The organism is Chitinophagales bacterium (assembly GCA_041392475.1).
In the GTDB taxonomy this organism is placed as follows: Bacteria; Bacteroidota; Bacteroidia; order Chitinophagales; family UBA2359; genus JAUHXA01.
Genome location: JAWKLZ010000002.1, coordinates 1,022,736 through 1,044,987 on the forward strand (window position 1 = coordinate 1,022,736; position 22,252 = coordinate 1,044,987).

General features: G+C 38.5%; 15 protein-coding genes and 1 tRNA gene. 10 read left to right on the forward strand and 6 right to left on the reverse strand.

All coding sequences use genetic code 11. From position 1 onward, the window contains the following. Positions 1–165: 165 nt before the first annotated feature. The 4 genes from R3E32_17515 to R3E32_17530 all read right to left on the reverse strand — a co-directional run bounded on the left by R3E32_17515 (position 166) and on the right by R3E32_17530 (position 6,245). A complete protein-coding gene (locus R3E32_17515) occupies positions 166–2,202 on the reverse strand; it encodes a thioredoxin domain-containing protein (GenBank protein ID MEZ4886540.1) in 2,037 nt (678 codons plus the stop codon). Between the two features lie 71 nt (positions 2,203–2,273). Next, the gene (locus R3E32_17520) at positions 2,274–2,726 is read right to left on the reverse strand and encodes a PIN domain-containing protein (GenBank protein MEZ4886541.1); all 453 of its coding nucleotides are present in this window, start codon (positions 2,724–2,726) and stop codon (positions 2,274–2,276) included. Beyond that, positions 2,723–3,100: a hypothetical protein gene (locus R3E32_17525; protein MEZ4886542.1), complete on the reverse strand. Its 378-nt coding sequence runs from the start codon at positions 3,098–3,100 to the stop codon at positions 2,723–2,725. Before R3E32_17525 ends, R3E32_17520 begins: the two co-directional genes overlap by 4 nt. Before the next feature lie 181 nt (positions 3,101–3,281). Further along, the gene (locus R3E32_17530; GenBank protein MEZ4886543.1) at positions 3,282–6,245 is read right to left on the reverse strand and encodes an FAD-linked oxidase C-terminal domain-containing protein; all 2,964 of its coding nucleotides are present in this window, start codon (positions 6,243–6,245) and stop codon (positions 3,282–3,284) included. Positions 6,246–6,464: 219 nt separating this feature from the next. On the opposite strand from R3E32_17530, the gene R3E32_17535 reads away from it, so the two are divergent. Then, positions 6,465–7,226: a lipocalin family protein gene (locus R3E32_17535; protein ID MEZ4886544.1), complete on the forward strand. Its 762-nt coding sequence runs from the start codon at positions 6,465–6,467 to the stop codon at positions 7,224–7,226. A gap of 9 nt (positions 7,227–7,235) precedes the next feature. After that, on the forward strand, positions 7,236–7,745 hold the full coding sequence (locus tag R3E32_17540) for a hypothetical protein (GenBank protein MEZ4886545.1): 510 nt from the start codon (positions 7,236–7,238) through the stop codon (positions 7,743–7,745). A gap of 252 nt (positions 7,746–7,997) precedes the next feature. On the opposite strand, the gene R3E32_17545 is transcribed toward R3E32_17540, so the two are convergent. Next, a tRNA-Cys gene (locus R3E32_17545) sits at positions 7,998–8,071 on the reverse strand. A 57-nt stretch (positions 8,072–8,128) separates the two neighbouring features. Next, entirely contained in the window at positions 8,129–8,485 is a 357-nt protein-coding gene (gene folB, locus R3E32_17550) for a dihydroneopterin aldolase (GenBank protein MEZ4886546.1), read from the reverse strand. Between the two features lie 272 nt (positions 8,486–8,757). On the opposite strand from folB, the gene R3E32_17555 reads away from it, so the two are divergent. The 8 genes from R3E32_17555 (at position 8,758) to R3E32_17590 (ending at position 22,175) form a co-directional block, all read left to right on the forward strand. Next, complete coding sequence (locus R3E32_17555) at positions 8,758–9,996, forward strand: acyl-CoA dehydrogenase family protein (GenBank protein MEZ4886547.1); 1,239 nt, start codon at positions 8,758–8,760, stop codon at positions 9,994–9,996. A gap of 183 nt (positions 9,997–10,179) precedes the next feature. After that, positions 10,180–10,518 carry a hypothetical protein gene (locus tag R3E32_17560; GenBank protein MEZ4886548.1) on the forward strand — a complete coding sequence of 113 codons (339 nt, stop codon included), beginning with the start codon at positions 10,180–10,182 and terminating at the stop codon, positions 10,516–10,518. 113 nt (positions 10,519–10,631) lie between these two features. Continuing rightward, the gene (locus R3E32_17565) at positions 10,632–11,426 is read left to right on the forward strand and encodes a hypothetical protein (GenBank protein MEZ4886549.1); all 795 of its coding nucleotides are present in this window, start codon (positions 10,632–10,634) and stop codon (positions 11,424–11,426) included. 909 nt (positions 11,427–12,335) lie between these two features. Continuing rightward, entirely contained in the window at positions 12,336–13,421 is a 1,086-nt protein-coding gene (locus R3E32_17570; GenBank protein MEZ4886550.1) for a LamG domain-containing protein, read from the forward strand. A gap of 168 nt (positions 13,422–13,589) precedes the next feature. Continuing rightward, positions 13,590–15,278 (forward strand): T9SS type A sorting domain-containing protein, encoded by a 1,689-nt coding sequence (locus R3E32_17575; protein MEZ4886551.1) that lies wholly within the window; start codon positions 13,590–13,592, stop codon positions 15,276–15,278. A gap of 185 nt (positions 15,279–15,463) precedes the next feature. Then, entirely contained in the window at positions 15,464–18,238 is a 2,775-nt protein-coding gene (locus R3E32_17580; GenBank protein ID MEZ4886552.1) for an ATP-binding protein, read from the forward strand. A gap of 229 nt (positions 18,239–18,467) precedes the next feature. Continuing rightward, entirely contained in the window at positions 18,468–18,998 is a 531-nt protein-coding gene (locus R3E32_17585; protein ID MEZ4886553.1) for a hypothetical protein, read from the forward strand. 210 nt (positions 18,999–19,208) lie between these two features. Then, a complete protein-coding gene (locus tag R3E32_17590) occupies positions 19,209–22,175 on the forward strand; it encodes a T9SS type A sorting domain-containing protein (protein MEZ4886554.1) in 2,967 nt (988 codons plus the stop codon). Positions 22,176–22,252: the final 77 nt, after the last annotated feature.

Below are 22,252 nucleotides of genomic sequence, written 5' to 3' on the forward strand. Positions count from 1 at the left end.
CAAAAATATCCACCTTTCACATCAATGGCTCACAAATATAGCGAAAATAAATTGGTACTATTCACAAGAAGTAATCCAATATGTCATAAAAGTTGCGGAAATAGTCTTCATAGAACCAAAGATAGAAGCTGGCTATCAAAAATTAGGGTTCACCCAAAACAATTTTCACTTCAATTCCTTCACCGTTTCCACAGGACGTTCACACACAAAATTCTGACATCGGTATATCAGCGTTTTACCTTCCACATATCTGTTCGCCAACAAAGGGTGTTGCCCCTCTCCTTTTTCATCCATCATCAAAAGTTTATTCGGCACAAACAATTGTTGAAGTTCCGCCGTCAAAACAGCCGCATTTTCACCCACAACTGCCAACTCTTGAAGCGGAAACACCAAATAAGTCATCACATTCAACCAACGAGCAAAAGAAGTCGGGTATTTTGATATAGATTCCTCCATACTCTTCACCATCTGAACCGCCCTTTCGTGGTATTTCGGCTCATCTAATAATACCGCCAACTTCAATAAATTGTGCGCCATCGTAGAATTACCCGAAGGAGTCGCATTGTCGTAAAATTCCTTCTTTCGAAGCACAATGTCTTGCTGGCCTTTGGGTGTGTAATAAAACAAAAATCCTTTGGAATCTTCAAAATTTGCAAAAACATAATTCGTCAATTTTGCAGCCCACTCCAATAACCTTTCGTCAAAACTGATTTGAAATACTTCAATGATGGCTTCAATGAGTAAAGCATAATCGTCCAAAAATGCGGGGAACTGTGCTTTGCCATTCTTATAAGTATGCTTCAATTCGCCACTATCTCCTACCGCAAATTTGTCAAGCAAAAATTGAAGGTTATTGACTGCAATTTCCTTATAGTGCCCTTGCTGCAATGCCTGATACGCTTTCGCAAAAGCAGTAACCATCATCGCATTCCAAGACAAAATAATTTTATCGTCCAACCCAGGTTTTACCCGTTTTTCTCTCACTTCAAAAAGTAACCTTCTTGCCCTTTGAAGCCTTTCCTTCAATGCTTCAACAGACATCTTTTCCTGCGCTGCAAAATCTTGGTAAGTCGTTTCTCGGTTCAAAATATTCTTGTGTTCCCAATTTCCACCTTCCGTCACCTCATAAAAACGGTTAAAGATTGCAGCATCGTCCTTCAATATTACATCAATTTCCGACTTGTCCCACACATAAAACTTCCCTTCAACGCCCTCCGAATCGGCATCATACGACGCATAAAACCCACCATCAGGATGCAGCATTTCTCGCTCCACAAAAGCCAAAGAATCTTCAATCGCCTCTCGGTATAAATCCTTTTTCGTCAACTTATAAGCATCCGAAATCAAACCCACCAATAGCGCATTGTCGTACAGCATTTTCTCAAAATGCGGTACCAACCACTTTTTATCTACCGTATAACGAGCAAAACCGCCTCCAATTTGGTCGTAAATCCCACCAAAAATCATTTTATCTATCGAAAACAGCGCATGATTCAATGCCGATTCGGTTTGGGTGTAGTGGTAATAATTCAGCAAAAATTCTAACCCCATGCTCCCAGGAAACTTAGGCGCACCTCCAAAACCACCATCATCCGCATCAAAATACTTAGTCATTTTCTGAAAAATCCCCTCCAACTGCTCGGCTTCAAAAGGTTGCTCAAAATCCAACCCAATCAAGGTATTTTGGCTCGTGTTTTGGTCGCTTGTCGCAATATGGTAAGTCAGTTGGTTTGCCTGTTCCTCCACATCCTTCCTGCGAGTCTTGAAAACATTAGAAATCTGCTCCAAAATTTGCAGCCAACTCGGACGGTTGTACATCGGTTTTGGAGGATAATAGGTACCTCCATAAAAAGGTCGTCCATCTGGAGTCAAAAAACAATTCAAGGGCCAACCACCCGAACCCGACAACATCTGCACCGCATCCATATAAATCTGGTCGACATCAGGACGTTCCTCTCTATCCACCTTGATGTTCACAAAATGCTCATTCATATACGCTGCCACTTCTTCTGACTCAAACGACTCTCGTTCCATCACATGACACCAATGACAAGCCGCATAACCAATGCTCACCAATATCGGTTTGTCCTCCTTCTGCGCCTTCTGCAGTACTTCGATTCCCCAAGGATGCCAATCTACGGGATTGTGGGCGTGTTGGAGAAGGTAAGGGCTGCTTTCGTGGATTAAACTATTTGTGTTCATTATGTTTGGATTGATAAATATTTAGGAGTTGATGGGGCATCACACTGAAGAACTTACATAAAACAAAGAAGCTATCGTATCATAACACAATGCACATCCTCTAAAATTTCCTTTAAGTGGTCAAAATCTTTATCCGTTGTAATTAATTCAGCCTTCAAAGCAAAAGCAGTAGCAGCTATCCCAATATCATTTTTACCCATATTTCGGGCAGAAAGTCCTGAGCGTAGAGGTAAACTTGGATGTTTGCCTTGGCTAAAAGTGTCAATTTCGATATAGGGTACAAGTAGATAATCGTCAATTTCATAAATCGGAAAATTGTTTAGAACGTATTCCAGCTTCTTCACTTTTTTAGCTCCCCAACCGAGTTGTATGGCGAGTGAATATAATTCTGCAACGGTTGCAAAAGATACAGCAGATTCATTGGGAGCATCCAGAGGGCGGTAAGTATTGTTAATAAATTCCCATGTTTCAGAATCACGCACTAAATGAATGAGAACACTGGTATCCAATATAAATTTTCTCATTTGGTCAACATACTTAAAAGTTCTTCAACAGATTCATCGCCAGCCCACTTTCCTACTACAGCCTCTTTATTCATTTTATAACTTGCACTTACTTTGTCCGCATCATTTACAGAAACCATCTTTAGTTTGGAAAAAGAAACGTTTGGAATTTTTGTACTGAAAGACAAACCAACACTCTGATTTCTTTTTTGAAACCTTTTTGCCATTTCATTTAAGTACTTCAAAGTGTCCTGACCTTTCTTTTCTTCTTGAGGAATGTATTTATAAATCTCTTGAACGAGTTTTTCTTTATCACTATCAGAAAGTTGACGAACCAACTGTGAAATATCTTCATAACCAAGTCGAAATGTTACATTATAGGAATTAGATACCATTATCAAAAGTTTTAGGTTAGAACCAATGTTGTTAATTTAATAACCAATTTTCAAGAATATCTGTTCAGAATAGCCGAAATAAAAATCTCTCCACCTCTCCGTTCAATTTCCAAAATCCAGTGCAGAAAAAACTCCGTGTTCAATTTACCAAGTCAAGTGAGAAATATCCATTATCCCAATATCAAATATCTTTCTTCAAAGCCTCCCAAAGCACCTCCACAGGATGTTTCGCCTTTCTCCCTGTTCCATCCCAAATCTGATGTCGACAGCTCGTTCCAGGCGCAGCAATCACCATTTTTTCGCTCGCACTCCGCACCGCAGGAAACAGCACCAATTCTCCGACCTGCATACTCACCTCATAATGTTCCGCCTCATACCCAAACGAACCCGCCATTCCACAACAGCCCGAAGGAATCACTTCTACCATATAATTCCTCGGCAAAGACAAAGCAAAAGCCGAAAAATCGGTAGAAGACAAAGACTTTTGGTGGCAGTGACCATGCAGTTTGATGTAGAGCGTATCGTCCGTAAATTGGTCAGAAGTGATGTTGCCATTTTGCAGCTCTCGATACAAAAACTCCTCCATCATCAAGGCATTTTTACCCAACACCTTAGCCTCTTCCCTGTCTTTTTCCGTCACCAATTTTGGGTATTCATCCCGAAAACCCAAAATTGCAGAAGGTTCAACACCCACCAAAGGCGTTTCCTCGCTTACCAAGTCCTTGAAAATAGCCACATTCTTTTGTGCCATTTGCTGTGCATCTTCCACAAAACCTTTCGACAAATGCGCCCGACCACTTTCCTCATGTTCTATCATCTCCACCTCATAACCCAAATGTGCCAACAATTGAATCGCATCAATACCCACTTTGGTATCGGTGAGGTTGGTAAATTCATCGCAGAAAAAATAGACCTTTCCCTTCAATCGCTTCTCAATACCTCCAAAGTGCATAAACGCTTTTGCAGCCATTTTTTGATACTCTTTTTTGTACCATTTCCGCAAAGTCGTTTTGTAGAGTGAAGGTAAGGAACGTTCTGGTGCAACACCCATTATTTTTTTGAGCAAAGGAGCAGTCAATCGACTTGAAGTGAATAAGTTACTAATCATAGGCAATATTGCAGCCATACCATTTAGTTTTCCAAAATTGGCGAACAATTTGGCTCGGCGAGGAATGCCGTTGCTTTTGTAGTATTGGTACAAAAATTCGGCTTTCATCGTAGCCATGTCCACGTTTGAAGGACATTCCGAAGTGCAGCCTTTACAGGACAAACACAAGTCTAAAACATCGTAAATTTCTTGCTGATTGAAGGGATTGTCGTAGTCTTGGTTTCGGGTCAAAAATTCCCGCAAAATATTTGCCCTCGCTCGTGTGCTGTCTTGTTCGTTTCGAGTCGCCATGTAGCTCGGACACATCGTTCCGCCCGACAAATGCGTTTTGCGGCAATCACCCGTTCCGTTGCATTTTTCCGCCATTCGCAAGATGCCGCCCGTTTCCGAAAAGTCAAAAACGGTGTCAAATTCAGGCGTTTCTTGCTCGGCTTCGTAGCGCAGCGAAGTATCCATTGGCGCAGCATTGACAATTTTTCCAGGATTGAAGATGTTTTGTGCGTCCCACGTTTGCTTGAGTTCTCGAAAAAGTTGGTAGTTTTTTTCACCCACCATAATCGGTATAAATTCCGCCCGCACACGCCCATCACCATGTTCACCACTCAACGATCCATCGTATTTTTTGACTAACCTTGCAGAAGCCTCGCCAATCTCCCGAAACATCCGACGATCTTCCGTTTTCTTCAAATCCAAAATCGGACGCAGATGCAATTCTCCCGCATCGGCATGGGCATAATAAACAGATTGCTGCTCAAATTTTTCCATGATTTTGGTAAAATCTGCAATGTAATTGGGTAAATCCTGCAATTCTACGGCAGTATCTTCAATCACCGCAACAGGTGCTTTGTCGCCAGGAATGTTCGCCAACACGCCCAAACCAGCCGACCGCAAAGCCCAAACTCGGCTCACATCAGGTGGAATCACTCTTGGGAAATGATAGCCCATTCGGTTGTCTTTCAAGTCCTTTTCAATGGCGTTCAATTTACGGGCAACATCCGAACTGCGCTCTGCTCCTGCTTCAATAATCAACACCGCCTTGGGGTCGCCTTCAATGAAAAAACGGTTTTTTTGCTGCTCAATATTTGCCTTCGTACAATCCAATACGATTTTATCCATCAATTCTACCGCCCTCACCTCATGCTTCATCACCAAAACCACTGCCCGCAATGCCTCATCAATCGAATCAAAATGAGCGCACAACAAACCAATTTCGGGAGGAGGAAGCGGATTGAGGTGGATTTTGATTTCGGTGATAAACGCCAAAGTACCTTCTGAGCCTGCAATGAGTTTGCAGAAATTGAAGTTGTCACCTCCCGAAGTGAACATATTGCTGTTTAAGAGTTCGTCCAAAGCATATCCTGTATTGCGGCGGCGAATACTTGGTTTGGGAAACTGCTCCCGAATTTCACGCTGTTTTTCAGGGTGATTGAGCGTTTGGCTAATGTGTCGGTAAATTTGACTTTCAAGACTGCTACCAATGCACTTTTGGCGAAATTCGTCTTTGGTTAAAGATTTGAATTCGACCTCCGAACCATCGCTCAAAATCGCTTTGATCTCCAATAAATGATCACGGGTATTGCCATAAACGGTTGAATATGTGCCACAAGAATTGTTGCCAACCATTCCGCCAATCATCGCCCGACTTGCCGTTGAGGTAATCGGTCCAAAGTGCAATCCGTAGGGGTTGAGGTGTTTGTTGAGGTCGTTGCGAATCACCCCTGGCTGTACCCTCACCCAATTTTGTTCGGCATTGACTTTTAATATTTTGGTAAAATGTTTGGACACATCGACCACGATTCCATCCCCCACACACTGCCCTGCAAGTGAAGTGCCTGCCGTTCGGGGAATGATGGAAGTTTTGTTTTGGCGGGCAAATTCGATGATTTTTTTGAGGTCGTCCGTATTTTTCGGAATCGCTACTGCAAGTGGCAATTCTCTGTAAACAGATGCATCTGTGGCATAAATCGAGCGCATCATTTTATCGAAGTGTAAATCACCTTCCAGTGATTTTTGCAATTTTTGAAGTTGGCGTTGCATAGTTTACTTACAAGGTACAATAATGGCACAAGTTAGGGAATTTCGTATTGCTTTTCTTAAATCCCACTTCAAATGTCGCCGAACCTAAAGGTGTCGGCGAATTTTTCGCTGCTTGTTCTAAATGAAAATTCGCTGTCGTTTGAAAAACACGGCGGTATTTGAGGGGGATTGCAAACTTATGTTCAATGGAAGATGTTGTTATATCAATACAAATATGCAATGAAGATTACCTTTACAACTTTGCTATTATTGGGGCTTACACTAAGTTCTAATGCACAAGAGAAAGAATTTTTGATTGGCAAATGGAGATTTGAAGATTTTGTAGAAAAACAAGAGATGGACTCGGTGGGTCTAATGTTAAAGGAAATGATTTTTAAAGAGGAAACCTTTTATTTCAAAACCAATCAGCGTTATCAAAACGTGAACGAAACAGGGAACTGGCGTTTGAACGAGAATGAAAGTGAGATTGTATTTACAAGCGATGATGGCTACGAATATTCTAATCGTTTATTGAAGTTGTCAAAAGACACCTTGATTATTGAGATGGGAATGGGAAAAGAAGGTATTGTTTTTAGCAGAACACCTTTGACAGAAGAAGATGATTTTGAGGAAGTGCCTATCAAATTGCAAACAATGAGTGCAAGTATAGAGGAAATTTCTCAAAAATGGTATTTACAAAAAAAGGATGTTCCTACCAGTAAAAATCAAAGACTTTCCATACTCTCAACAACTCCAATGCTCTCATACCAAATTAAAGGTTCTTACATCCAACTTTCCAAAAACGGAAAGTACAAAGCCCGATTTGATAAGAATAGAATTAAAATCAATAGTATGTGGAAATTTGGAGAGGGCAATAAATCTATTATTGTTCCATTCGTTGGGTCATGGAAAGCGATTTGGAATATCCATAAAATCTCTGAAACCGAATTGATTTTGATTAAAGGGAATAGCCAAAAATGGTATTTCTCAACAAAAAAATAGAACACCTCTATGGAAATCCATCTCAAAATAAAGATTGATTTAGAAGATTTTATCAAAATGGGAAAATTTGACCTGCTAAAAATCGGCATGACCAAATCTGAGATTTTGGATATCTTTCCAAAACCAGAAGATTGGGCAGTTGCTAAAAACTACACCAAATCCAATATTTGGATATATGGAAATTTTGAATTTCATTTTGTTGAAGATGAGTTATATATGATTTTCAATGACTACATCGACACAATGGATGGAGGCAAATCATTAGAGTTGAAAAAATGGATATTTACTAATGAAAGAAGTAAAACGCTGATTGAAATTATGCAGATTTTTAACAAAGACTGCGTTGATTTTGAAAAGGTCGGCAATTCCTTGGGGCAAGTTATTATCCGAGTCATGGAATCTGATGTTTGCCTGACTTTCAGTCTAAAAGATTCTTTTGACAATCCAACAACAATAAAGAAAGAAATCAATGATTTTGAACTAATCGCCATTCACAAAACTGCTCGTCCAGGGCTGTAATTGCGGTCTTCAAAAGGGTAGTTAAGCGCATCAAAATCCGAGGGGGAAATTTGAAGGACGGGGTGTAGGTGAATACTGTTAAGTGTTTCCATTGTAGTGTATTGAAGTATGTTTGGTGCTTACAACACAATGGATTTACCTAAATAGTTCCATTTAGAATTTGGAGGAGGTGTAGGGTGCAAAAAGAGTAATGGTCTTAAAACAAAAAAGGCTTCAAAACCACGACAGTTTTGAAGCCTTTTTACATTTATTTGGAGGTCGAAAGCGGATTCGAACCGCTGTAGAAGGTTTTGCAGACCTCTGCCTAGCCACTCGGCCATTCGACCATTATTTAAAACAGAACGCAAAGATAGTTTTTTTTTATTTCACACAAAAATTTTTATTCAAAAATACTTTTCTACTTCAATGTAAGTGCGCTCCACCTTTGAAGTAAAGGGTGGATGCCATTTAGATACCCTTACTTTGATGTGTTTCAAATCAACTTTCAATGCAATCACTTGTGTTAAGATTTGCTGCGCTACATGCTCAATTAGTTTTGCAGGTTTTTGCATGACCTGTTGTGTGATGGCAAACACCGTTTCGTAGTTAATCGTTCCCGAAAGCTCGTCTTTTTCGGCTGCAATATCAAAATTGGTACTTAAATATACATCCACAGTATATTGTCCACCAATGATTTGTTCTTCGGCATAATAGCCATGATAGGCATAAAATTCCATTCCTTCGAGGGCAATCAGTGACATTCTTTGTATTTTTGTGGCTTTAAATATAGACGCAAGGTATTTAGACTTTGGATGAAAGAAGTAGGAAGTAAGATGCAAGATATAAAGAGTTGATAATCAAAATCTTACCCCATTGACATGATTGGGTGCAAATAATTGGTTATTAATCAATTAAGCTCTTACTTCTTGCATCTTTGCTCCTTCGTCCAAAGTCTAAAAGGTATAAGACAAAAAGCGTAAGAACTTTTTCACTGCAATTTTGTCTTTTCAATATCCTAAATAAACAAACACAAATGTCGACAAAACTCGTAGAACCCCAAAACTCCAACGGCACTGCTCACTCCAAAACGGCTGCTGGTCAAGACTTATACAAACATCCTGATTATTTTTTGGTAGAAGAACTTTTGACGGACGAACACCGATTGATTCGTGAGTCGGTACAGGCTTGGGTCAAAAAAGAGGTCAGTCCCATTATTGAAGACTATGCACAGCGGGCCGCTTTTCCCCATCAATTATTGAAGGGCTTGGGCGAAATTGGTGCTTTTGGTCCCACGATTCCAGTCGAATATGGGGGTTCTGGATTGGATTACATTTCGTATGGTATCATCATGCAAGAATTGGAGCGAGGGGATTCTGGTATTCGTTCGACGGCTTCTGTGCAGAGTTCGCTGGTGATGTATCCGATATATACTTTTGGAACTGAGGAACAAAGACAAAAATACTTGCCCAAATTGGCAACGGGCGAAATGATGGGCTGTTTTGGATTGACCGAACCCGATCATGGCTCGAATCCAGGGGGAATGATTACCAATATCAAAGACAAAGGCGATCATTATCTGTTGAATGGCGCAAAAATGTGGATTTCCAATTCTCCTTTTGCGGACATTGCCGTAGTTTGGGCAAAAGACGAGGAAGACATTATTCGTGGTTTGATTGTGGAGCGTGGGATGGAGGGTTTTACGACTCCCGAAATTCATGGAAAATGGTCGCTCCGTGCTTCGGCTACGGGCGAGTTGGTGTTTGACAATGTGAAAGTTCCGAAAGAAAACCTATTGCCTAAATCGAAGGGTTTAAAGTCGCCTTTGATGTGTTTGTCTTCGGCTCGTTTTGGGATTGCTTGGGGCGCAATTGGTGCAGCTTCTGACTGTTATGATTCTGCTTTGCGTTATTCTTTGCAGCGAGAACAGTTTGGCAAACCGATTGCAGGTTTTCAATTGACCCAGAAGAAACTCGCTGAAATGATTACCGAAATCACCAAAGCGCAGTTGTTGGCGTGGCGTTTGGGTGTTTTGAAAAACGAGGGTCGGGCGACTCCTGCTCAAATTTCGATGGGCAAACGAAATAATGTGGACATGGCTTTAAAGATTGCTCGGGAAGCTCGTCAAATTCACGGCGGTATGGGCATCAGTGGTGAATATTCGATTATGCGCCATAGCATGAATTTGGAGTCGGTGGTGACGTATGAAGGTACACACGATATTCACCTGTTGATTACGGGAATGGATGTGACGGGGATTAATGCTTTTCAGTAAAAATATTACTGCCATAACTGCTATTAAATTGGCATTTTTCAAAATGCCGCAACGATTTGAAAAAAAATCAGTTGCGGCATAAATAAACTGCAAAATGTTATCGACTTTTGCAGTAAAAAAGACTATTAATACATAATTGAATTATATCATGAATAAAAAGTTAGAAACACGTTATTAGACTGCTTGAAACTTTACCTCAAAGGACATTTAGAGCCTGCCATGAATTTAGTGGCGGAGTTGCAAGATACTGAATTGACAGCAGATGAAGCATATAAGTTACGTAAAATATTGCTGATTTTTTTAGTTGGAGAACTTTATGGCTTACACAATCTTCATCAAATACTTCAAGCACAAGGCATAAAGAGTACAAAATTATACAAAGTATGGGAAAAGTTTACCTACTCAAAGCTAATCCAATTAACCAACAAGTTATTAGTTAAATATTTTTTAGATACATTTATTCCTTTGGGTAAGGGAAGTAATAGCCAACAATCTCGTTCTCGTCTGACCATTGCATTGTGATAGATCATAGTGTTTTCAAACAATGGTTAAAGAATTTTCCGATTGGGGATAAATTCGCTAAATTTTTCAGTGGCCAATTCAACACAAGTGTCTATGGCTTTCAACTTACTTTGGTGGGAATCAGCATAAAAGATGTATTTTATCCTATTTATTTTGACTTGTCAGGAAAAAAAGACGATGCCATAGAGGTTAGTAATAATTTACTGGTGAAAGTAGAGGGGTTACTGAGTGCAACAGCAAAGGAGTTTGATTTTGAACTACCTCAATTGTATTTAAGTGTAGATAATGGATTCAATGACAATAGTTTAATTGAAAAATGTGAAGAATTATCTATTCATTTTATATGTGTACCCAAAAAGACACATATTTTTTATGTAGGTAAAAAGAATTTCAATGCCAAACAGTATATTAGAGACGTTTTTCTTCCTAAAGAAGCTGAATATATGGCTTCGCAACAGGAACGAAATCAAGCAATTGGAAATCCTAAAAAAGAGATTGAGCCTTTTTGCCTCAGAGTTCGAGCACACTATCATGCCCAAGATAAAGAGGTTACGCTTCTATTCTTTAGACTCAACGGAAGTCAAAAAGTGAGTGTAATTTATACTACACATACTGAAATGAAAGCCAAAACACTAAGACGCAGATGGTTTCAAAGAACTTATATCGAACAATTTTTTAGATTGATTAAAAACACACTCAAAATACAATTATCTATTTCGAGTGATGTACAAGGGTTTCTAAAAAAAGCATTATTGTTTTTTCTAAAAGGCATTAGTGTCCAATTGTACCGTAAGTTCTGTAATCGAAAAAGAAAACTAAAAAATTGGAGTTTTCACAAGCTCCAATTTCAGACCAAAGCCCTGAATATTGAAAGAACCCTCTTACAAGAACTGATAAAATCTGTTTGATTTATTGCTAATACATACTAAAAAAATGAACGACAGGCTTTTTGCACACGCAAATCCTAACTAAATACTGAATATCCAATTGTTATGACCCAAATAAAAATGCCAACTTAAATCTACAAATTTGCGTCTAAATATTTCAAAGAAAATTGAGAACCCAATTTTTTTTAACTCCTTAAAACTGGGAAATGGATTGAATTTCAAGAAATGTACCTTGCAAAAAACCTATCGAACAGTTCAAAAATTACTTGAATTCATTCTATTCTAAAATTGACAAATCCCGATTACCCTTTCTTAAAAATCCATTTTTGAAGGGTATTTTTTTTTAGGCCTTGCTACTAATTGAATATGCAGAAAAGATTGAAGCCCTATACTTCAATCTTTTCAAATTAGAAATCTTATTTCTCATTTTCAGAATACAACAATCATAGCCATCAAGCTAAGGTTTGCTTGTTTCTCATACAGCATTGAACAGGAAGTTTTAATAAAAAAGAAGCACACTATACACATGAACTATAAGAAATTTTCCTTTCTATTATTTTTTCTTGTTCAAGGCTTAATGCTTATGTTAATTACTAAACTTGACGGCTATGAATACAACAATAAAAAATTAAGACCTGAAACCAATAAATTTGACAACTATCCATCCTATCAATGCCACCGCAAAGAAACATTACTGCAACTATAAGTTTTGTGTGCGAATCACCCATTTCCCCTCAAAATTCCTAGTTTTTCATCGAAATGTGCGTTTTTTTATACAAAATGTGCGTTTTGTCATACCCTCCAACTGCTTTTTTGGTTGAAATTTGCAGCAAGCAATCAAATGATAATCAATACAATTTAAACTTGCCATATAAAATTTGCCGATTGATTGCGAAATTTTTTTTTTTTTTACCTTAAAATTTTTAAAACATGAACCGTTTAACAAAATCATGCCTTCAAATCTTCAATGTATGCTTCAAAATGTTCGCAATTTGCCTACTACTTTCAGTATTCACATCCACAAAAATTCAAGCGCAAGATACAGGATGTTACACGCTTAAAAATTTAATTACCAATGAATATCTTAGTAATGGTGGTCCATTATTTTTTGACTATTATGCAAACCGAGGTAAGGCAGATGCATGGGAAAAATTCTATCTGACTAAACTACCCGATGGCAAATATACCATATACGGTGAAGATGGAAAGTATTTATCTGCACAACCATGGGGGGGGTTTGTATGGAAAGCTAGTACACCAAATGACTGGGAAAAATGGAACATCAGCGGTGGCATAATTGAATCGCATCATGGAACAGAACTGATGGCACGACCGATATTTAAAAATGTCATGGTAGTAGATAGGGATAATGCAGAGGAGGATAGAGCGGGTACAGATTCCCGAACTTATTATGGACTGTACAATTGGACAATCGAACCTTCCACAGGCTGCAAAGTTCCCCCTACTTTTTATCTGAATCCCCCATTTACTGATGATTATCTTACTATCAATTCCACTTCTGATTGTGTACCCATTCCCCAAGCCAACAATCCTATTGCGAATCTAACCGTAGAAGCATGGGTCAATAATTCAAGTCTGGGTAATGACATACAAGCGATTGTGAGTGCTACAGATGGCAGCTTTGTACACTTACAAACTTCGGCAGATAACAATGTTAATTGTGTTGTTTATTTGGACAATGGAGGAGCAGTGATGTTGCCTGTCATCCCTGCACTGACTGCTAACAAATGGCACCATGTAGCAATAGTAGCCGAATCGGGTAACAGTCGGATATATTTGGACGGAAAGCAAGTCGGAGCAGTCAATCCCACTACCTTCAATGGAATAAAACCCTCCAACTCTGTTTTTATTGGAAAAGGATGGGAAGGACAAAGAATATTTAAAGGTAAAATGGCAGGTGTAAGAGTTTGGGATCGTGCATTTACCCCAGCCGAAATCTATGCCAACTATACTTCTATCCCCACAAATCTAAATGGACTTATTTTTCAACGCTAAATAACTCAGCGAAATTTCATTGGTTAATTATTCAATTTTTAACAAAAATAACATCAAGGTGCTTTCTTTGAAGAAAGGAAAGGTTAGAATCCTATGTCAATAAAGCAGAATTAAAATCTATACTTCTTCTTTGTAAGCACCTTTTTTTTACAAAAAAATCTTCAAGACATGAAATCATCAAATTTAACCGTCATTATTTTTTTATTATTAGCTGCTGGTATTTTCCAACTTCAAGCACAAATCACCATCACTCAAGATAATTTTCCGAGACAAGCCAGCTTTACAGACGCTGTATATATTTCACGCAATGCAGGTGTTGTGACTCCAAGTGAAGGACAAAACCAAATATGGGATTATTCAGCGATTCCATTAGGTGAACTTGCAGAAGATGTTTACTATGACGCTTCCAATGACCCTGACTTTCCTGAAGCATTAAATTATTATCGAAGAAGCACCTCTTTTCAGGAATTCCGAATTCCCTATGATGGCTATGAAAATATAGATGCAATGGGTTTTTACCAAGTAGGCTCAAGGTCTATTGATATCAGTTTTCCCATCACGGCCATTAGTGGAGGACCAAATGATGTATTGCGTTTTCCTCCAACGGTAAGGGGAGCAGAGGGACGCAATGACTACGTAAAATTTCCATTAGCATACCAGACGCAATGGAGTGCTACACTTGTAGCATACACCGATTTTGAATTGACCGTTGCTGCATTTGGCTTAAACCAAACCCCAGGATCCAACAAGCGAATAGTTACCATTAATCGAGAAGTAGTAGGCGAAGGCAAGGTCATTATACCGATGGAAGATGGTTCTCCTTCTCAACCCATTGAAGTATTGATGATTAAATCCACTTTTACCGCAATAGATAGTTTCTTTTTGGCAGGCGCACCTGCTCCAGCTGTTCTTTTGAATGCCTTTGGCATCGTACAAGGACAAGTCACCAATAGCGATGCAGCATATAGCTTTTACACATCAGGTTCGAGCAGCTTTGTCTTTTATGCTGATACAGACGATGATTTTTACAATTACAGACCATCCGTAGCAAGACAAGCAGTTCCTATCAACATCTCTCACAACCGAGTATGTGATGTACCCTCAGAAGGACAATCGCAAGTAACCGTGACCATTACAGGAGGAACAGCACCTTATCAAGTCAGTGGTAACTTCAATGGTGAAATTGAAGAAAACGAGGCGTTTATCTTTATTTTGGACGACAACGAAACCAGCTATGACATCATTGTAGTAGATGCAGAAGGCAATGAGTCGCAAGTGTTTGAAACAGGTTTGATTCCTTGTACCAAACTACCTGTTGAATTATTGAGTTTTGAAGGAGAGCTCAAAACAGAAGGTAATTTACTCCAATGGACGACTGCTTCTGAATCGAACAATCAGTTTTTCACGCTCAGTTATTCTACCGATGGTCAAAATTTTGATTTACTTCAAAAAATTGAAGGAAACGGTACAACAAGTTCTGCCAATCGCTACGAGTTTTTGCATCGAACTGCTTCAAAAGGAACGACCTATTACCAATTGAGTCAAACCGATTTGGATGGTACGACCAAAAACTTAGGAACAATCAGTTTGCAAAGAGGCGAAACGAGTATTTATTCTATTGAAGTCTATCCAACGGCTACCAAACACCAACTCAATATTGCATTCAATTTTTCAGATGCTTCAGAATCAGTGACTTTGAATGTGTATGATATGACAGGTAGGGTTGTCAAAAGTCAAAACTTGGACTCCAATGATTTTGCAATGCAGCTAAACGTGAATGACTTGGCAACAGGCGCTTACATTCTTCGGATAGAAAATGGCTTGGAAACTTTAACGGCAAAGTTTATAAGGCTTTAGGACTAGGTAACTCTATTTCTTAAACTAAGGAAAATGGCATGATAATTTTTCTTTAGCACAGCAATCTGGCTGTCAATGATTTATTCATTGTCAGCCTTTTATTTGTTTAGGGAAACCGAGAAGTTTTTTTTAGCTTTTAAAGAACAAAAAAACTATTTTTACATTTCGTTTTTAAAGCTATCTTCATGCCCTTAAAATTACTGTTTGTTTTATTTTGTTTTTTCTTCTTGCAGACCATTGAAGCCAACTCTACCTATACCTTTGGAGAAAGTTTTGTGGAGAGGGTTTCATTAGGAGATTCGATAGGCTTCTTTTTGGAAGTGGAAAAACAATACCAAATTGAAGACTTACTACACGCTTCCGATACGATCTTTGCCCCTATAGAAAATAAAGACCAGAAAATGGAAGGACAGACTACTGTTTGGTCAAAGGTTCTGTTAATCAATAAGAGTACTCAAACACAAAATGGTTATTTTTCACTTTGTTCTTTGGCTGATTCGGGAAGGGTTTATGCAGTCATCAACAATCAAGTAGTAGATGAAAGAATAACAGGCAATAAGATGCCCCCTACTCACAAAAGCCTTCCTTCTACCGATAACTATGTACCTTTTCAAATCAGAAAAGGAGAACAGATACTGTACTATTTCAAAGTATATTTTCATAATTCCACAAAGCTAAATCACATTAAGCATATTTTTATATCTCCTGCTGAGCCTTTGGTTCAAAATATGTTTATGCTTTATATATGGAATTTTTTTTACGCAGGAATGATGTTGTTGTTTTCATTTGTAGGGTTGTTGATGTTCTGGATTTTTCGTGAGAAGACATTTGTTTATTTTACTTTACTGACTTTCTTCTTTGCAGTTTATTTTCTACAACAAGATGGTATTTTAGAAACTTTTTTTTTCTTCCAATTACTTACAAACTATACGATTGTTCATTCCTATATTTTATCTGGCTTGTTTATTTCCACTTTCTTATTTCTGTCTAATTTTATTCAGTTACAATCGCATTTCCCTAGATATTACCGTCTAATCTTGGCTTATACCATCTTTATTGCTATAATTGGCCATATATTAAATTTTTCATTTGAAGATCAAAACCTAACTGTATCTATTTATAACCTAAGTATTTTACCTTGGATGATCTTAATCATTATTCCTATCTATTGGTTGGCTCGTCAAAAAAACGATGCCGCTCGCATACTGCTGTTTTCCTTGTCGATATTGTTCTTTGCGTTGTTTATCTACATTCTGAATTTGTCCTACGATTTTACTCAACTACTTTTGGCGAAGTATGCTTTTCAGGTAGGAACCATTCTTTTTTCCGGTATTTTGTTTTACAGTCTGTTTGATAAAGTAAATAAAATCCGAGATGAAAAAAGGCATTATGAAGAACTGGATCAGATGAAATCCCGCTTTTTTGCCAATATCAGCCACGAATTTAGAACACCTCTGACTTTGGTTTTGGGGCCTATTGGCGAGGTAATCACAAAACAAAAAAACGATAAGAATAAAAGCCTTCTTCAAATGGCAGAGCACAATGCCCAACGACTGTTAGAACTCATCAATCAACTGCTTGATCTGTCTAAACTAGAAGCAGGCAAAATGAAACTGAAGGCGAGTGAACAGAACCTTACTCCTTTATTGAAAGGCATTACCATGTCTTTTGAATCTTATGCTACAAGAAAGGACATTCGACTGCATTTTGCCAGTCAAAAAGATGATGTTTGGGTATATGTAGATGTAGATAAAATCGAAAAAATCTTTTACAACCTATTGTCGAATGCCCTTAAGTTCACGAATGAACAAGGTGAAATTGCCGTTTTGATGACCGAACAAAAAGAATGGGTCGAAATTCAGGTGCAAGACAGTGGAATTGGCATTTCTGCTTCAAGATTACCCCATATATTCAATAGGTTTTATCAAGTCGACAACTCCGAAACTCGAGAACAAGAGGGAACAGGCATTGGCTTGGCATTGGTCAAAGAGTTAGTAGAGTTACACCGAGGAAAGATTGATGTGAAAAGTACTCCTCAAAAAGGCACAACTTTCACCCTTTTGTTTCACAGAGGAAAACAACATTTGACAGAACATGAAGTCGTAGAATATACTTCTACTTCCATCAATAAAACGCCCAATCTTATTGAGTTCTCAGAAAGAGATTCATTGCAGTTAACCTCTAATCCTGTTTTTCGCTTCAATAAAAAATTTCCCACTGTTTTAGTCATTGAAGACCATGCTGATGTGAGGGCTTATATTAAACAATATCTGGTTGATTCCTTTCACATTCTGGAAGCCATCAATGGACAAGACGGCATTGAGAAGGCTTTAGAACACCTCCCCGATTTAATCATTAGTGATGTGATGATGCCCAAAAAGAATGGCTATGAAGTGTGTCAAACACTGAAAACCGACCAACGCACCAGTCACATTCCCATTATTTTATTGACTGCAAAAGCTGCTCAGGAGGAAAAAATTGAAGGATTAGAGATTGGAGCGGATGATTATTTGGTCAAGCCATTTGATACCCAAGAATTGGAAGTGCGGGTACGAAATCTTATTGCAGTGCGTCGACAACTGCGAAAAAGTTTTGCAGACGCTCCAAAAATTGAACCCGAAGCCATCCAAACTAACAGCGTTGACAAGGCTTTCTTGGAGAAAATCTGCAACATCATTGAAGCAAATTTATCCAACGAGCAATTTAGTGTAGAAATGCTCGTAGAAGAAGTCGGTATGAGTCGCTCTCAAATCAATCGAAAACTCAAAGCACTAACCGACGAATCTGCCAATAAGTTTATTCGCTCTCTCCGACTTCAAAAAGCTGCGGAAATGCTTCGCCAAAAAGTGGGGAATGTTTCAGAAATTGCCTTCGAAACAGGCTTCAGCAGCACCTCTTATTTTACCAAATGTTTTCGTGACAAATACGGCACAACTCCTGGTAATTATCTCACCGATTGATGATTTTATACCTCAATGCTCATTTTTTGCTATAAAATGCTCGTTTTTTGATAGTCAAATTCAAAATTTGCTACGATTTCTCTGTTTTTTGATAACCCCTGCCTTTCTTTTTAGCCCATCTTTGCAACAAGCAAACAGCAGAACACCAATACAATACAAAGGTATTGATTCGATTTGGAGGTTTGCTTATTCTATTATTGTTTTTAATCACTTCAAAAATTTCAAAAACATGAGAAATTTCAAAAAATCACATTTATCAACTCTTTTTTGCTACAAAATGCTCGCTTTTTTCTTCCTATTGTCTATGTCTGAACTATCCTACGCTCAAATTGCAGATGGCTGTTACTCCATCAAAAACGTGGAAGATAACAAATACCTAAGTCACAATGGAGGAGGCAGCATTGAGTATTATGCCAATCGAGGAACAGCCGATGGATGGGAAAAATTTTACATTACCAATGTAGAAAACGGAAAAGTTACCATTTATGGAGAAGATGGGAAATACCTTTCTGCACAACAAGCTGGTCTTGTCTGGAAAGCAGGTGCACCTCAAGATTGGGAAAAATGGCACTACGATAGCAATTTGAAGACCTTCACCTCTCATCATGACACCCAAATGTATCCAAGTAGCATAGATGTGATTCGTACTGCTAACTATTTCAAAGAAAGTCCAGAAGATTTCATAAGTGGCGCACCAAATCCATACCCCCTTTATTTTCAATGGATAATTGAACCTTCACAAGGTTGTAAAACGCCTTAATCTGATACAATCATCCCATCTTTAGACTTTCTCCACAAATAACAAATACATTATTTAAGCTTTAAAAAACAATTTTTCGTGAAGTAACCTTTTTGAAGCCTTGCCATTAATCGGCAAATAAGGGTGACTATTGAAGGAAATTACATTACTTCAATAGTCACCAAATCAACACCTTAATTCATTTTATAATTATAGCAAAAATTTTAAGACATGAGACAAATTATATTTTTCCTATTGATCTATATAGGAATGTCCTCACTGCAAGCCCAAGTTACCATCAAGAAAAGTAACTTCCCTAGAAAAGTATTTATAGAACAAGTTTATATTACTTCAAATGCAGACGTTGTCGCACCCAGTACAGGACCGAATCAAGTATGGGATTATTCTGGAATCAAGTTAGGAAATCTTGCTGAATTTCAACACATTGATGCCAGTAATGACCCTGATTTTCCGAATGCAGATAGTTATTATTTAAGAAGTACCAATTTTCAGAGTTTTCAAATTCCTTACTATAGCTACGAAAGAGTGGACGAAAGTGGATATTATGCAGTAGGGGCAAAACTTGTAGATACCAGCTACCCCATTACTTCAATTACTGGAGGAGCCGACGATATGTTGAAATTTACCTCCATTCCAAGACAACTCCAAGGAGGATTCAACTATTATATGGAATTTCCGATGACCTATCAAACTAAATGGACAAGCAATTACATAGACTATATTGATTTTGAACTTACCGTTGCTGCATTCGGCCTCGATCAGGTACCAGGATTCAACAAGCAATATGTAAGTATCAATAGTGAAGTCGTTGGATACGGACAACTCACTATTCCTATGCCTGACGGTTCTCCGTCTACTCCCGTAGAAGTATTGTTGCTTCAATCAACTTCTACCCGAATAGATAGTTTCTTCTTGGGAGGAACACTCGCCCCCTCTATACTTCTGAATGCTTTTGGGGTATCTCAGGGACAAATTATTAGTAATGATGCCAATTACTCATTTTACACACCAGATTTTGAAGACCTTGTTCTATTTGTTTCAGACCAAGAAGACGATTTCTATAATTATTCCCCAAAGGCCACATTGCCTCAACCCAAACTAACCCTCACTGAAAGTAATTTTCCCAGACAGGCGAGTTTCACTGATGTTCAGCACTACACCACCCAACCAGATGTTGCTGTTCCTACCGAAGGTATCAATCAGTTATGGGACTATTCTTATTTAATGTCAGAATACACTGAAACAACCGATTATTTTGATGCAACCAACGACCCTATTTTTACAGAGGCTTTGAATTTTCATGATTTTGAACGGGCGATTCTAACTTTTCCAGTAAGTACTCAATACTATGAGGTAAAAGACGAGCAAGGCTGGTATGAGGTAGGAAAGAACACCGAGGAAATTGCCTACCCTCTTACTCAACTCAGTGGAGGACCGACCGACAATATACACTTTCCTCCTACCAAACTCTTCACCGAAGGACGACTTGACAGAGTTCGATTTCCAATGACCTATCAAAAAGAATGGACACAGTCGAACAAACAAACATTCAATTTTGATGTAAGCATTGCTGCTTTTGGTTTAAATCAAGTACCTGGCAATGTTGAAAGAACTATTATTGAAACTAGAAAAGTAGTAGGAGAAGGACAACTCATAATTCCTGCAATGGACGGAACAGGTGCATCAACTATTCCAATGGATATATTTTTACTGAAAGTAGAAAGAACTACTATTGATAGTATATTTTTAGGAGGTGCGCTTGCACCAGAAACATTGTTGAATGCTTTTGGATCTACATCAGTACAAACCAATTCCGACGAGTTTTACCTTTTTTACAAGCCCAACAGTGGTTTAACCGTTTGTACTCTTCATTTTGGACAAAATAAATTCTCTTTCCAGCCAGATGCAGTATCTAATCCCTGTGGGGATGGCATCCAAAATGGAGACGAAACAGGAATTGATTGTGGAGGCTCTGCTTGTGCGCCTTGTGGTGACCTTTGTATCAATGCAACAGACCTTCAATTGGGTACAACCGTGACAGGAAACACCAACCTATTTACCAACAATGATTTGACCGATGTTTGCGAACAAGTAGATGCTCCAGATATAGGTGTTTGGTACACCTTCGTAGGAACAGGAAACGATGTCACTTTATCCACTGATTATTCAGGCACCAATTTCGATACCAATTTGCAGGTTTTTGCAGGAGAATGTGGAGATTTGGTCTGTGTAGCAGCCGATGAGGATAGCGGGGAGGATTTTGTCAATAGTTATACATCTTCTTTGACCTTCACTTCCGTAGCAGGTACGACTTACTATGTCTATCTATCTGGTTTCTATGGCGAAACGGGTAATTATGAATTGTCCATAGATAGTACTTTACCGATTACCATCAGCCACGATAGAACTTGTGATGTACCAACCGAAGGACAATCTCAAGTAACTGTGACCATTACAGGAGGTGTTGGTCCTTATCAAGTGAGTGGTAACTTCAATGGTGAAATTGAAGAAAACGAGGCGTTCATTTTTATCTTAGATGACAACGAAACAAGCTATGACATCATTGTAGTAGATTCAGAAGGTAATGAGTCGCAAGTATTTGAAACAGGCTTGATTCCTTGTACCAAACTGCCTGTTGAATTGTTGAGTTTTGAAGGAGAGGTCCAAACAGAAGGTAATTTACTGCAATGGGCAACTGCCTCTGAATTGAACAATCAGTTTTTTACCCTCAGTTATTCTACCGATGGTCAAAACTTTACACCGCTTCAAAGAATAGAAGGAAATGGTACAACAAGTTCTGCCAATCGCTATGAGTTTTTGCACCGAAACGCTTCAAAAGGAACGACTTATTACCAATTGAGTCAAACCGATTTGGATGGCACAACCAAAGATTTGGGTACAATTAGCTTGCAGAGAGGTGAATTCAGCTTATCTTCTATTGAAGTTTACCCAACTGCAACGAACAATCAACTCAATATCTCTTATGGTTTTGCAGACACTTCAAAATCAGTGACTTTAAATGTTTATGATTTGTTTGGAAGAATTGTCAAAAGTCAAAACATAGACTCCAATGACGCTTCATTGCAGCTAAATGTGAGTGATTTAGCTGCAGGCACTTATATTTTGAAAATAGAAAATGGTTTGGAAACTTTAACTGCAAAGTTTATCAGACTGTAAAACTGGTTTTTCATGATTATTACACCAAAGAAAATGGCATGATAATTTTTCTTTAGTACAGTAATTGGATAAGGCGG